This is a genomic window from Burkholderia sp. BCC1998 (assembly GCF_905339875.1).
Lineage (GTDB): Bacteria > Pseudomonadota > Gammaproteobacteria > Burkholderiales > Burkholderiaceae > Burkholderia.
The window spans coordinates 270128-282204 of sequence record NZ_CAJPHE010000005.1 but is presented as its reverse complement, the minus strand read 5'-3'; the positions used below and the strand labels follow the sequence as shown (position 1 = coordinate 282204).

10 protein-coding genes are annotated in these 12077 nt (G+C 69.8%); 5 read left to right on the top strand and 5 right to left on the bottom strand.

Annotated features, from left to right (window positions below):
* Nucleotides 1-175: 175 nt before the first annotated feature.
* From U5A56_RS12040 to U5A56_RS12025, 4 genes are all read right to left on the bottom strand, one after another.
* On the bottom strand, nucleotides 176-1516 hold the full coding sequence (locus U5A56_RS12040) for an aspartate aminotransferase family protein (RefSeq protein WP_321922493.1): 1341 nt from the start codon (nucleotides 1514-1516) through the stop codon (nucleotides 176-178).
* Nucleotides 1517-1622: 106 nt separating this feature from the next.
* Nucleotides 1623-3125 carry an aldehyde dehydrogenase family protein gene (locus tag U5A56_RS12035; protein ID WP_321922491.1) on the bottom strand — a complete coding sequence of 501 codons (1503 nt, stop codon included), beginning with the start codon at nucleotides 3123-3125 and terminating at the stop codon, nucleotides 1623-1625.
* Nucleotides 3126-3482: 357 nt separating this feature from the next.
* Nucleotides 3483-4214 carry a helix-turn-helix transcriptional regulator gene (locus U5A56_RS12030; RefSeq protein WP_321922488.1) on the bottom strand — a complete coding sequence of 244 codons (732 nt, stop codon included), beginning with the start codon at nucleotides 4212-4214 and terminating at the stop codon, nucleotides 3483-3485.
* A 424-nt stretch (nucleotides 4215-4638) separates the two neighbouring features.
* Entirely contained in the window at nucleotides 4639-5517 is an 879-nt protein-coding gene (locus U5A56_RS12025) for a neutral zinc metallopeptidase (RefSeq protein ID WP_257769396.1), read from the bottom strand.
* Between the two features lie 426 nt (nucleotides 5518-5943).
* Between U5A56_RS12025 and U5A56_RS12020 the strand changes: the two genes are divergently transcribed.
* From U5A56_RS12020 to U5A56_RS12000, 5 genes are all read left to right on the top strand, one after another.
* Nucleotides 5944-6735 carry an SDR family oxidoreductase gene (locus U5A56_RS12020; protein ID WP_321922486.1) on the top strand — a complete coding sequence of 264 codons (792 nt, stop codon included), beginning with the start codon at nucleotides 5944-5946 and terminating at the stop codon, nucleotides 6733-6735.
* Between the two features lie 222 nt (nucleotides 6736-6957).
* On the top strand, nucleotides 6958-8034 hold the full coding sequence (locus U5A56_RS12015) for a LysR family transcriptional regulator (RefSeq protein WP_321922484.1): 1077 nt from the start codon (nucleotides 6958-6960) through the stop codon (nucleotides 8032-8034).
* A gap of 99 nt (nucleotides 8035-8133) precedes the next feature.
* The gene (locus U5A56_RS12010; protein ID WP_321922482.1) at nucleotides 8134-8820 is read left to right on the top strand and encodes a DUF4286 family protein; all 687 of its coding nucleotides are present in this window, start codon (nucleotides 8134-8136) and stop codon (nucleotides 8818-8820) included.
* 90 nt (nucleotides 8821-8910) lie between these two features.
* On the top strand, nucleotides 8911-10230 hold the full coding sequence (locus U5A56_RS12005; RefSeq protein WP_321798980.1) for an MFS transporter: 1320 nt from the start codon (nucleotides 8911-8913) through the stop codon (nucleotides 10228-10230).
* Between the two features lie 49 nt (nucleotides 10231-10279).
* Nucleotides 10280-10981 (top strand): DUF2848 domain-containing protein, encoded by a 702-nt coding sequence (locus U5A56_RS12000; RefSeq protein WP_321922480.1) that lies wholly within the window; start codon nucleotides 10280-10282, stop codon nucleotides 10979-10981.
* 74 nt (nucleotides 10982-11055) lie between these two features.
* Here U5A56_RS12000 and U5A56_RS11995 read toward each other — a convergent pair whose 3' ends face one another.
* On the bottom strand, nucleotides 11056-12036 hold the full coding sequence (locus U5A56_RS11995) for an NAD-dependent epimerase/dehydratase family protein (protein ID WP_321922478.1): 981 nt from the start codon (nucleotides 12034-12036) through the stop codon (nucleotides 11056-11058).
* Nucleotides 12037-12077: the final 41 nt, after the last annotated feature.

Below are 12077 nucleotides of genomic sequence, written 5' to 3'. Positions count from 1 at the left end.
GCGGCGCTCAAGCGCCGGCACCCGGGCCCCTGTCGATCCAAACCTGATCCGATGTCGAAAAAATACGCAAGCAAAATAATCCGGTCATAGCGCAAATCGGCAAACCGGCGGTGGCGAACGGATTATCCCGCCCTCCACCGCCGGTTCGGCGTCATGCGCTCATGCCGTCACGGCCTCATGCGAACGGCACGGCCTCGAAGCCTGCCGCGAGCGCGTCGACGATCCGGTCGAGCTGCTCGCGCTGGATCACGAGCGGCGGCGACAGGATGATCTTCGTGCCGACCGGCCGCACCAGCACGCCGTGCTCGCGCGCCACTTCCGCGACCGCGTTCGCATAGCCGGACAGCGGGTCGATCGGCTCGCGGGTCTGCTTGTTCGCGACGAGATCGAGTGCGAGCATCAGCCCCTTGCCGCGCACCTCGCCGACCGCCGCGAAGCGTTCCGGGAACGACTGCAGCGCTTCGAGCAGATACGCGCCCTGCTTCGCCGCGTTCGCCGGCAGGTCTTCCTTCACGACGATGTCGAGGCTCGCGATCGCGGCCGCGCAGGCGACCGGGTGCCCTGCGTACGTGTAGCCGTGCATGATCGCGCCGCCGAAGTCCGCGTTCGCGGCGAACGCATCCTCGATCCGCGCGTTCACGGCCGTCGCGCCGAGCGGCACGTAGCCGGACGAGATCCCCTTCGCGAGACACATGATGTCGGGGCGCACGCCCCAGCCGCGGCTGCCGAACAGGCTGCCGCTGCGGCCGAAGCCGGTCACGACTTCGTCGGCGATCAGCAGCACGCCGTAGCGGTCGCACACCTCGCGCACGAGCGGCCAGTAGTTGGCCGGCGGCACGATCACGCCGCCCGCGCCCTGCACCGGCTCGGCAATGAACGCGGCGACCGTGTCGGGGCTCTGGAACTGGATCTCGCGCTCCAGCATTTCCGCGCAGATCCGGCCGAGCTCCTCCGGATCCTGCGTGAACGGGTTGCGGTACAGCCACGGCGTCTCGATGTGGAAACAGCCGGGCAGGTTCGGCTCGTAATTGCGGCGGAACACCGTGTTGCCGTTCACCGACGCGCCGCCGAAGTGCGTGCCGTGATAGCCCTGCTTCAGCGAGATGAACTTGGTGCGGTCGGCCTGGCCGCGCACCTTCCAGTACTGGCGCGCGATCTTCAGCGCGGTCTCGATCGAGTCCGAGCCGCCCGAGCTGTACAGCACGCGGCGCATCCCTTCCGGCTCCATCATGTCGATCAGCTTCTTCGACAACTCTTCCGCGCGCGGATGCGAGATGCCGTCGAACAGCTGGAAGTATTCGAGTTCGTCGAGCTGGCGCACGATCGCATCCTTCACTTCCTGGCGGTTGTGCCCGACGTTCACGTTCCACAGGCCCGCGACGCCGTCGACCAGCTGCTTGCCGGTTTCGTCGAACACGTAGCAGCCGTCGCCGCGCACGATGCGGATCGGCTTGCGCTGTTTCATTTCGTTCGGGTGCAGCATCGGGTGCCAGAACTTCGCTTCGTTGTAGCTCATTGCAATCTCCACTTTTGGATCGTTTGAATCTCGACCGCCCGGGGTCGAGGTTCGAGGTTTTCGGGGTGTTCGCGGGGTTCGTGGTATTCGGAGCAGGCGCCGCGCGTCAGTGCGCGATGCAGACGGATTTGGTTTCGGTGAAGCCTTCGATCGCGTACTGGCCGAACTCGCGGCCGATGCCCGATTGCTTGTAGCCGCCGAACGGCATCGACGGGTCGAGCGGAATGTGACAGTTCACCCACACGGTGCCGGCCTCGATCTGCGGCACGAGGTTCATCACGCGCTTCAGGTCGTTGCTCCAGATGCTCGCGGCGAGGCCGTACGGCGACGCGTTCGCGAGACGCACCGCGTCGGCCGCATCGGCGAACGGCACGACGACGATCACCGGGCCGAACACTTCGTCGCGCACGATCGCGCTGTCCGGATGCGGATCGGCGATCACGGCCGGCTTCACGTAGTAGCCGGGCAGGTCGTCGGCGGGCGTGCCGCCCGCGAGGAACGTGAGGCCCGCGCGGCGCGCGCCTTCGATGTGCTCGACGACCTTGTCGCGATGGTGCGCGGAGACGAGCGGGTTGATCTGCGCGGTGGTATCGAGCCCCGCGCCGAGCTTCATCGACTGCGCAACGCCCGCGAGGCCATCCGCCAGCTGCGCGAATTTGCTGCGATGGACGTAAATGCGCGACGCGGCCGCGCACACCTGCCCCTGGTTGAAGAACGCGCCGGCGGCGACGCCATCGAGCGCCTGCGCGACGTCGACGTCGTCGAGCATCACGATCGGGTTCTTGCCGCCGAGTTCGAGCGAGAAGCGCGTCATGTTCTGCACGGCCGCCGCGCCGACCAGCTTGCCGGTCGCGGTCGAACCCGTGAACGATATCTTCGCGATCGACGGATGGCTCGACAGCGCGGCGCCGCACGTGCGTGCGCCGGTGACGACGTTGAACACGCCGGGCGGCACGCCGGCGTCGAGGGCGAGTTCGGCGAGGCGCAGCGCGGTGAGCGGCGTTTCCGGCGACGGCTTCAGCACGATCGTGCAGCCGGCCGCGAGCGCCGGAATCAGCTTCCACACCGCGATCATCAGCGGGAAATTCCACGGCACGATCGCCGCGACCACGCCGACCGGCTCCTTGCGCGTATAGGCCGTATAGCGCGCGCCGGGCGGGAACGGGATCGACACGTCGAGCGTCTGGCCGGTGATCTTGGTCGCCCAGCCGGCCATGTAGCGCACGTATTCGACGCTCGCGCCGACCTCGATCGCGCGCGACACGTGGATCGACTTGCCCTGGTTCAGCGTTTCGAGTTGCGCGAGCGTTTCGGCGTCGGCCTCGATCAGGTCGGCGAGCTTCAGCAGGATGCGCTCGCGGTCCGCCGGGCGCAGCCCGCTCCACACGCGGGTGTCGAACGCCTGCTTCGCGCTCGCGACCGCGCGGTCGACGTCGTGCGCGTCGGCATCGGCGACCGTCGCGAGCCGCTCGCCCGTCGCCGGGTCGAATACGTCGAGCCGCGCGGGCGAGTGCGCGCGCTGCATGGCGCCGTCGATGAAAAGGCCGAAGTCGCGTGCGACGAAGGTGCGCACGGTGTCGCTGACCGCGACGAAGTTCGTGGTGCTCATGGGCGTCTCGATGATTGTCATGACTGGGCCGCGTGCGCTTCGGCATACGGGTGTCGAACCACTGTATCGACGGGGGATCGCGCCCGGTGAGCGCAAATTGGCAAGCGCGTGCGGGACCGGAACGCGCGTGACTCAGGAATGTGGAATGGCGGCGTGCGAGCGTCGCGTTATCGTCGGATCGATGGCGGGGTGCGATGCGATCGGTGCAACGTGGATGCGGACGCGGGTGCGGGTGCGGGTGCGGGTGCGGGTGCGGGTGCGGGTGCGGGTGCGGGTGCGGGTGCGGGTGCGGGTGCGGGTGCGGGTGCGGGTGCGGATGCGGATGCGGATGCGGATGCGGATGCGGATGCGGAAAAGCTACAGGAACAACGCGCCGACCAGCTCGGTGCGGTTCGACACGCCGAGCTTCCGGTACATGCGCATCAGATGCGTCTTGATGGTCGGCTGGCCGAGCGCGAGATCGCGTGCGATTTCCTTGTTCGAGCGGCCGTCGCGTACGAGTCGCGCGATCTGCTCCTCGCGGTAGGTCAACCGCTCCTCGCAGCCGATCCGGTGAATCCCGCGCCGTGCGCGCAGCAGCGGGGCCAGCGCGGCTTCGGCGACCGGCTGCAGCCGTGCCAGCGCGTCGATCTCGCCCGGTGCGAACCGGCCCGCCGTGCGGTTGCCGTCCGCGTCGCCCGTCCCGAAGCGCAGCAGCGAAAACGCGCCGACCGTGCGGCCCGCGTCGTCGCGCAGCCAGATCTCGACGACGTCGGCCACATCGTGCCGTCGCAGGAAACGGGTCCAGTACGCGGACGCATCGCGTCTTTCGTCAGGCAATTGGGAAGCGAGCGTCACGACCGCACGTTCGCCTGCCGCGCAGCGCGACGGGTGCAGTGGATCGAGCATCCGGTAGCGCGCGATGTAGGTGCGATGCATCGCCTCCGGCATCCCGAACAGCTCGAAATCGGCCGGCTCGCCGCTCAGGTCGAGCCGGTAGAACACGGTCGCGGACGGGCTCGCAAACGCGTCGAACGCATCGACGCACGCGCGCAGCGCGCGCTGCCAGTCGGCGGCTTCGTGGTCGGCGGAAGCGGATGAGGTCGGCATGATGTGAGCGGCCGGCGGCCGAACGCGTCGAAGGTCGGGCCAGCCTACCCGCGCCGAAATGGGCCGGTGAGCACAAATCGGCAATTCGTCCGTGGGTGATGTATGACGGGGCTGCCGGCCATGCCGCGACAACGGCGTCTGCGTCGGGAAGGCATGCGCCGCGAGCCGTGCGGACGATGATGGCTGTCGACGGTGGCGCGAGTCATCGCGCACGCCGGCCGTGTCCCGACGACAGAATCCGCGTCGGATAGGCATGCGCCGCGCGCCGTGCGATCGAAAATGGATGTCGAGGGCGGCGCGGAAAATCGCGCGCCGATCGAGCATGATCGGAATGATCAGCGAAATGCGCGGAGCGGCCGCACGCGCGGCCGCGAAACGGCGGCGCGGCAGCGTGTGCGCCGCGCCCGGTCAGTCAGGGTCCGCGTCAGTGCGCGTTCGCGGCGAACGTGTCGCAGGCACTTACTTCACCCGACTCCATCCCGCGCCGCAGCCAGTACACGCGCTGCTCGCTGGTGCCGTGCGTGAAGCTCTCCGGTACGACATAGCCCTGGCCTTGCTGCTGCAGCCGATCGTCGCCGATCGCAGCCGCCGCCTTCAGCCCCTGCTCGAAATCGCCGGGCTCCATCAGCCGCTGGTTCGCGCGCTGCGCGTTGTTCGCCCACACGCCGGCGAAGCAGTCGGCCTGCAGTTCCATCCGCACCGACAGCGCGTTCGAGCGCGCTTCGCTCGAACGGCGGCGCGCGGCATCGACCTTGTCGGAAATGCCGAGCAGGTTCTGCACGTGGTGGCCGACTTCGTGCGCGATCACGTAGGCCTGCGCGAAATCGCCGCCCGCGCCGAAGCGCTTGCGCAGTTCGTCGTAGAAACCGAGATCGATGTACACGTTGCGGTCGCCCGGACAATAGAACGGCCCCATTGCGGTCTGGCCGGTGCCGCACGCGGTCGGCGTCGAGTTCGTGAACATCACGAGCTTCGGCGGCTGGTACTGCGCATGCAGCTGGGTGTTGAAGACGCCCGTCCACGTGCGCTCGATATTGCCGAGCACCTTGCGCGTAAATACCGCACCGGGATCGTTCGCCGGCGCGCCCTGATGCTGCGTGGGCGCGGGCTGCGCCTGCTGCTGGCGGCCCTGCAGCGCCGATGCGCCTTCGAGCACGACGCGCGGGTCGATCCCGAAGAAATACGATGCGGCCAGCGCGACCACGATCGTGCCGATGCCGATCGTCGCACGCCCGCCGCCGAACCCGCCGCCACCGCGTCGATCCTCGACGTTCACGCTTTCTCTTTCGTCGTCCAGCCTCATTGCCGGCCCCTCCCTGTTCTTGTCGATGGTCCGGCCGCGCGATGCGCAACCGGGCGATCAGCCGGCGCGCCTTGCGCGATCGGCAGACGCACCGCATCCGTATCGGGCGCGCACCCACGCCGATCTCGCCGCCTGCCGCTCCGCTTGCACGACGGAATCGGCCGGCCGGCGCGCACCGTACCGGTGCGCTGGCTCGCCCGCGCTATTTTGCCGGGCTTTCGCGAACTATCTCAAAAATACGGAGGATAGAGCGATTCGGCGCCGAACATCGTCAGCCTTTGCAAAATGGCCGCGGTCCTGCGTTCGGCCCGGTGCCGGGCGCGGCCGTCGACCGTCCGGCCGGTGCGCGTTCATCCTTTCGGCGGATACCGGCGCGCGTCGGCGCCGCCTAAAGTGACCGGAATCGCCCCCCTTCCGGAGAACGACATGACGCACCCGCAACCCCGTACGATCGCGATCACCGGCGCCGGCACCGGCATCGGCGCCGCGTGCGCGCGCCGCTTCGCCGCCCGCGGCGATCACGTCGTGCTGATCGGGCGGCGCCGCGCACCGCTCGACGCGCTCGCCGCCGAGACGGGCGGCCTCGCGCTCGCCGGCGACGCCGCGAGCACGGCCGACTGGGCCCGCTTGGTGCCGGAGATCGCCGGGAGGTTCGGCCCCGTCGATGCGCTCGTCGCGTGCGCGGGCGGCCACGGTCTCGGCCGCGCGGACGAAACCGATGACGCGCAATGGCGCGACGCGCTGCATGCGAACCTCGATACCGCGTTCGTCAGCGCACGCGCGTGCCTGCCCGACCTGATCGCGCAGCGCGGCAGCATCGTGCTGGTCGCGTCGATCGCCGCGCTCGCGGCCGGGCCCGGCGTATGCGGCTATACGGTCGGCAAGCATGCGCTGCTCGGGCTCGCGCGATCGCTGGCACGCGACTACGGGCCGCACGGTGTGCGCGCGAACGCTGTGTGCCCGGGCTGGGTCCGCACGCCGATGGCCGATGCGGAAATGGAACCGCTGATGTCCGCATACGGCGACACGCTCGACGGCGCGTATGCCCGCGTGAGCGCCGACGTGCCGCTGCGGCGCGCGGCCGATCCGGACGAGATCGCGGCCGTATGCGCATTCCTGGCATCACCGGATGCGTCGTTCGTAACGGGCGCGACGCTCGTCGCCGACGGCGGCGCAACGGTCGTCGACGTGCCGACGCTCGCGTTCGACACGCTTTGATGCATGGGGATACGCCGCCCGCACCACGCTTCTTCACTGCACGGGGACGCATCGCCCGCGCGCGCATCGTGACGGGCGGCCGCGCTCGCCCGCCGGTACGCGACCGCCCCTTCCCTCGCCCGGCGCATGCACCACGCCGCGCGCGCTTCCCGCCCCGGAAATCCGCTAACATCGACCGATCCCGCCGCCCCCGCGCGGCACTGCCTCACCGATCGGCATTCGATGAACATCCGGTTTCTTGAAACCTTCGTCTGGCTCGCGAAGCTGGAGAACTTCCGGCTCACGGCCGAGAAACTGCACACGACGCAGGCGGCCGTGTCGAGCCGCATCGCGTCGCTGGAAGAAGCGTTCGACGTGCGGCTGTTCGACCGCAACACGCGCTCGGCGACGCTCACGCCCGCGGGGCGGCGCATGCTCGCGTACGCGGAGCGGATCGTGCGGCTCGACAGCGAGATGCGGCGCGACATCGACGCGGCGAGCGACGCGGGGCTGATCCGGATCGGCGTGATCGAGTCGATCGTCCACAGCTGGTTTCCGGCACTGATGGCGCAATTGCGCGAGCGCTATCCGCGCCTCGACGTCGAGATCACGAGCGACACGACACTGCACCTGATCCGCCTGCTGAGCACCGACGGCGTCGACCTGATCCTGCAGACCGACCCGGTGCCGGGCCCCGACTTCACGAACCTGCCGCTGTGCGAATTCCCGGTGCGCTGGGCGGCGAGCCCGCGTCTCGGGCTCGGCGGCGAACGGCTCGACGTCGCGCGGCTTGCCGCGTACCCGATCATCAGCTTCTCGCGCCACTCGGGCCCGCACGCGACGATCGAGCGGCTGTTCGCGGCCGTCGAGCGGCCGGCCAGCATCAACTGCATCACGTCGGTCGCCGCGATGATCCGGCTCGTCGCCGACGGTTTCGGCGTGGCCGCGCTGCCGCCTGCGATCATCGGGCGCGAACTGCAGGAAGGCGCGCTCGAACTGCTCGACGTCGAACCCGAATTCCCCGCGCTGCCGCTCGTCGCGTCGTATCGCACGCAGGGCCTGCCGGTCGCCGCGCGCATCGCGGAACTGGCGAGCGAAGTCGCGCGCGCGATGCCGGCGGTTTCCAGTCATGCGAGGCCCGCCGCGTCGGCAAAGGCCGAGGCCGAGGCCGAAACCGAAACCGAAACCGAAACCGAAACCGACATCGTCGACAAGTCCCCCGCCCGCTCGGCGAAAAAAGCCCGACCCGCGTCGGCAAGACGCACGCCCCAATCCGCGTCGCCCGCCCCCTCGGCGAAACGCCACCCGCGCCGCCCATAAGAAAACCTGTTCACCGCGAATTTGTTTTCTTGTTGGACGGGTGCGGCCCGTCTTCGGGACACTGCGGTTCCTGACACACCCCGTCACAAGGAACCCGCCATGTCCCGCCTTTCCCTTCCGCACGGCCAGCTCTGCGTCTGGACGGACATCGATCCCGCGCACGAAGCCGATTTCAACGCGTGGTACGACCGCGAGCACATGCAGGAGCGTGTCGCGATTCCCGGCTTCACGCATGCGCGGCGGTTTCGCGCGACCGACGGCGGCCCGCGCAAGTACCTCGCGCTGTACGTGACGGACACGCTCGACGTATTTCGCGGCGACGCGTACCGGCGCGCGTTCACGCAGCAGACCGCGTGGTCGCTCGCGAACTTCGAACGGATGACGGGCACGCAGCGGCGGGTCGGCGAGCTGACGATCGAGGCCGGCGACGGCGAAGGCACGCATCTCGCGCTGTTCGTGCTGCCGCCGGAGCGCATCGACGTGCCGCACCTGCGCGAGCGCTTCGACGCGGTGCTGCACGAGCCCGGCATCCACGCGGCCCGGCTGTTCCGCACCGCGCCGGACCTGTCCGCGCCGATCGGCGCCGACGCGGCCGCGCGTCCGGCCGCCGACGCGCTCGTGCTGATCGAGGGCAGCGATGCCGCGGCCACGCGCCGCGTCGCCGCCGCGATCGCCGGTCACGACGACGTGCGCACCTTCGACCTGCTGTGGCGCGCCGCCGCGCCGCTGCCGGCTGCCGGTCGCGACGCCGAAGCCGAACCGCCCGCCGCCGCGCTGCCGGCCTGAACGCCGACGCCGCCACCGGCCGCGCCGTCCGTGATCCGCACGCGGCCCGCGCATCGGTCCCCGCGCGTCACCCCCGTCCTCCTTCACGACATGCCCGACACCATGAGCACTCTCGCCCAGCCCGCCGCCCACGCGCCCCGCCGCGTCCGCAACAGCCGACTCGCGACCGCGAGCATGATCGGCACGTCGCTCGAGTGGTACGACTTCACGATCTACAACACGCTCGCCGCGCTCGTCTTCAACCACCTGTTCTTTCCGTCGGTCGATCCGCTGGCCGGCACGATCCTCGCGTTCTCGACCTATGCGGTCGGCTACGTGTCGCGTCCGCTCGGCGGCTTCGTGTTCGGCAACCTCGGCGACCGCATCGGTCGCCGCGCGGTGCTGATGCTCACGCTCGTGCTGATGGGTGTCACGACCGCGCTGATGGGCGCGCTGCCGACCTATGCGCAGGCCGGCATCCTGAGCCCGATCCTGCTCGTCGCGCTGCGCTTCGTGCAGGGCGTCGCGCTCGGCGGAGAATGGGCCGGCGCGGTGCTGCTGTCGGTCGAGCACGGCGACCAGAAACGGCGCGGACTGTCCGCGTCGTGGACGCAGATCGGCCCGTCGTTCGGCACGCTGCTCGGCACCGGCTGCATTGCGCTCGTGACGCTCTCCACCACGTCCGACACCTTCCTGTCGTGGGGCTGGCGCGTGCCGTTCGCGGCCAGCGCGCTGCTCGTCGTATTCGGTTTCTGGCTGCGGCGCGGCGTCGACGAAACGCCGCAGTTCGAGCAGCTCGCCGAATCGCACGCGACCGCCGACGTGCCTGTCGCCGAAGTGCTGAAGTGTCACTGGCGGCGCCTGCTGATCGCTGGCGGCTCGCGGATCGGCTCCGACGTGCTGTACGCGCTGATCGTCGTGTTCACGTTGACCTACGTGACGACCGTGCTGCACCTGTCGCGCCCGGTCGCGCTGACGGCCGTGATGATCGGCACGGCCTGCAACGCGCTCGCGGTGCCGTTCTTCGGCGCGCTGTCGGACCGCTTCGGACGCCGTCCGGTATACCTCGCCGGCGCGATCGCCGGGATCGTGTGGGCGTTCGTGTTCTTCGCGATGCTCGATTCGGCGCGGCCGGGCGCGATCGTCGCGGCGGTCGCGATCGGCCTCGTGATCCATGCTGTGATGTACGGCCCGCAAGGCGCGTTCGTCACCGAACAGTTCCCGACCCGCGTGCGTTATGCGGGCTCGTCGCTGGCCTACACGCTCGCCGGCATCGCCGGCGGCGGCTTCGCACCGCTCGTGATCGCCACGCTGTTCCGCCAGACGGGCACGACGACGGCCGTGTCGCTGTACGTCACCGCGGCGCTCGTCGTCACGTCGATCGCGCTGCTGGCCGCGCGCGAGACCGCGCACCGGCCGCTCGCGGATTGAACATCCCCGCCGGTCGTTTCACTCATTCGCACTTCGAACGGATACCCGCATGCAAGCCCTGTCGTTCAACGTGATGTCCCTGCAAGGCGCGCCCGCCCAGGTCGACGTCGAGATCGAACGTGTCGTGATCGCCGGCTGGGCCGGGCGCGATCCGGACGCGATCCGCGCACACATCGACGAACTCGCGGCGCTCGGCGTCGCGCCGCCGTCGGCCACGCCGTGTTTCTATCGCGTGTCGTCCGCGCTGCTCACGCAGGCGCCGTCGATCGGCGTGCTCGGCGCACGCTCGGGCGGCGAGATCGAGTGCGTGCTGATCGACAGCCCGGTCGGCACGCTGGTGACGGTCGGCTCCGATCATACGGATCGGGAAGTCGAGGCGTACGGCGTCGCGGTGTCGAAACAGGTGTGCGCGAAACCGCTCGGCCGCGACGCGTGGCGTCATGCGGACGTCGCCGATCATTGGGATGCGATCGAGATGCGTTCGTGGCGGATCAAACCCGGCGGCAGCCGCATCGCGTATCAGCACGGCGCGGTCAGCGGGCTGCTTGCGCCCGCCGCGCTGTGGCACCGCTTCGACGACCGGCGCACGATGCCCGCGCGCTGCGCGATGTTCGGCGGCACGGTCGCCGTACACGGCGCGATCGCGGCGATGGGCGACGGCGACGCGTTCGAGATGGAACTCCACGATCCGGTGCTCGGGCGCAGCCTGCGGCATCGGTACGAGGTCGAGGTATTGCCGGTTGTCGCGTAAAGGTGGTGGCAGGTGCGCAGGCAATAAAGAACCCGCCCGCACGCGGCCCCGTCACCCGCCTTCAGCGCTCGCCGTCATCGCAAGCAGCCCAGCCCGGCCAGCGTCGCCTCCACCGCCGTATCGAGCGGCGTCACCGGCTCGCGGCCCAGCACCGCCGTCACCCGCGCGTTGTCCATCCGGAGCGGCTCGCGCCACAGATAGCGCATCTCGAGCATCTCGCGCATCGTCGTGACGAACGGCGCCGCGACCCACACGAGCCACCACGGGAAACGCCGCACCGTCGGCCGCATCCCGTGCCGCTGCGCGACGCGGCGCACGGCCTGCGCCATCTGCGTGCCGTCCGCGTCCCAGTGACCGCCGAAGTGGAAGCGCGCGAACGGCGCCAGCGTGTCGCGCCGCTCGAGCAGCTCGACCATCGTGCGCGCGACGTCCGGCAGGTACGCCCATTGATGGCCGACGCCCGGCCGGCCCGGCACGCTGATGGCCGCGACGGGCCGCCCGGCCTTGACGAGCGCCTGCCCGAACCAGTTGTTGCCCGCGTGCTCCCCGAAGAAATCGCCGGCCCGCACGATGATCGTCCGGACGCCCTGCGCGGTCGCCGCCTGCAACCGCCGCTCCATCTCGACGCGGATCGCGCCCTTGCGCGTCACCGGATGCTGCGGCGCCTCTTCGCGCAGCACCGGAAACGCGTCGGGGCCATAGTTGTAGACCGTCCCCGGCAGCACGACGGTCGCCTGCGCCAGCGTCGCCGCCGCGATCGTGTTGTCGAGCATCGGCAGCACCTGCGTCGACCAGTTCCGGTAGCCGGGCGGATTCACCGCATGCACGATCACGCTGCAGCCGCGCGCCGCGCGAACCACCGCCTCGCGGTCGAGCGCGTCGCCGCGCAGCCACGCGATCCCGTCGCGCTCCACCGTCTCGGCGTCGAGCCCGCGCTTGAGCGCGCGCACCTGCCAGCCGGCATCGCGCAACTGACGCGCGACCTCGCCGCCGATACCTCCGCTCGCGCCGAGCACGAGTGCCTGTCGTTGCGTCCCGCCTGCGTTCGCCGTCATTGCCGTTCTCCGTGAATGAACCGTTGTCAGCACCCATTCTG

Bases quoted from the DNA above. Each gene is read 5' to 3' on its own strand.
- U5A56_RS12000 (WP_321922480.1), top strand. From the start codon at position 10,280: ATGCAAGCCCTGTCGTTCAACGTGATGTCCCTGCAAGGCGCGCCCGCC.
- U5A56_RS12005 (WP_321798980.1), top strand. From the start codon at position 8,911: ATGCCCGACACCATGAGCACTCTCGCCCAGCCCGCCGCCCACGCGCCC.
- U5A56_RS11995 (WP_321922478.1), bottom strand. From the start codon at position 12,036: ATGACGGCGAACGCAGGCGGGACGCAACGACAGGCACTCGTGCTCGGC.
- U5A56_RS12015 (WP_321922484.1), top strand. From the start codon at position 6,958: ATGAACATCCGGTTTCTTGAAACCTTCGTCTGGCTCGCGAAGCTGGAG.
- U5A56_RS12010 (WP_321922482.1), top strand. From the start codon at position 8,134: ATGTCCCGCCTTTCCCTTCCGCACGGCCAGCTCTGCGTCTGGACGGAC.
- U5A56_RS12025 (WP_257769396.1), bottom strand. From the start codon at position 5,517: ATGAGGCTGGACGACGAAAGAGAAAGCGTGAACGTCGAGGATCGACGC.
- U5A56_RS12020 (WP_321922486.1), top strand. From the start codon at position 5,944: ATGACGCACCCGCAACCCCGTACGATCGCGATCACCGGCGCCGGCACC.
- U5A56_RS12035 (WP_321922491.1), bottom strand. From the start codon at position 3,125: ATGAGCACCACGAACTTCGTCGCGGTCAGCGACACCGTGCGCACCTTC.
- U5A56_RS12030 (WP_321922488.1), bottom strand. From the start codon at position 4,214: ATGCCGACCTCATCCGCTTCCGCCGACCACGAAGCCGCCGACTGGCAG.
- U5A56_RS12040 (WP_321922493.1), bottom strand. From the start codon at position 1,516: ATGAGCTACAACGAAGCGAAGTTCTGGCACCCGATGCTGCACCCGAAC.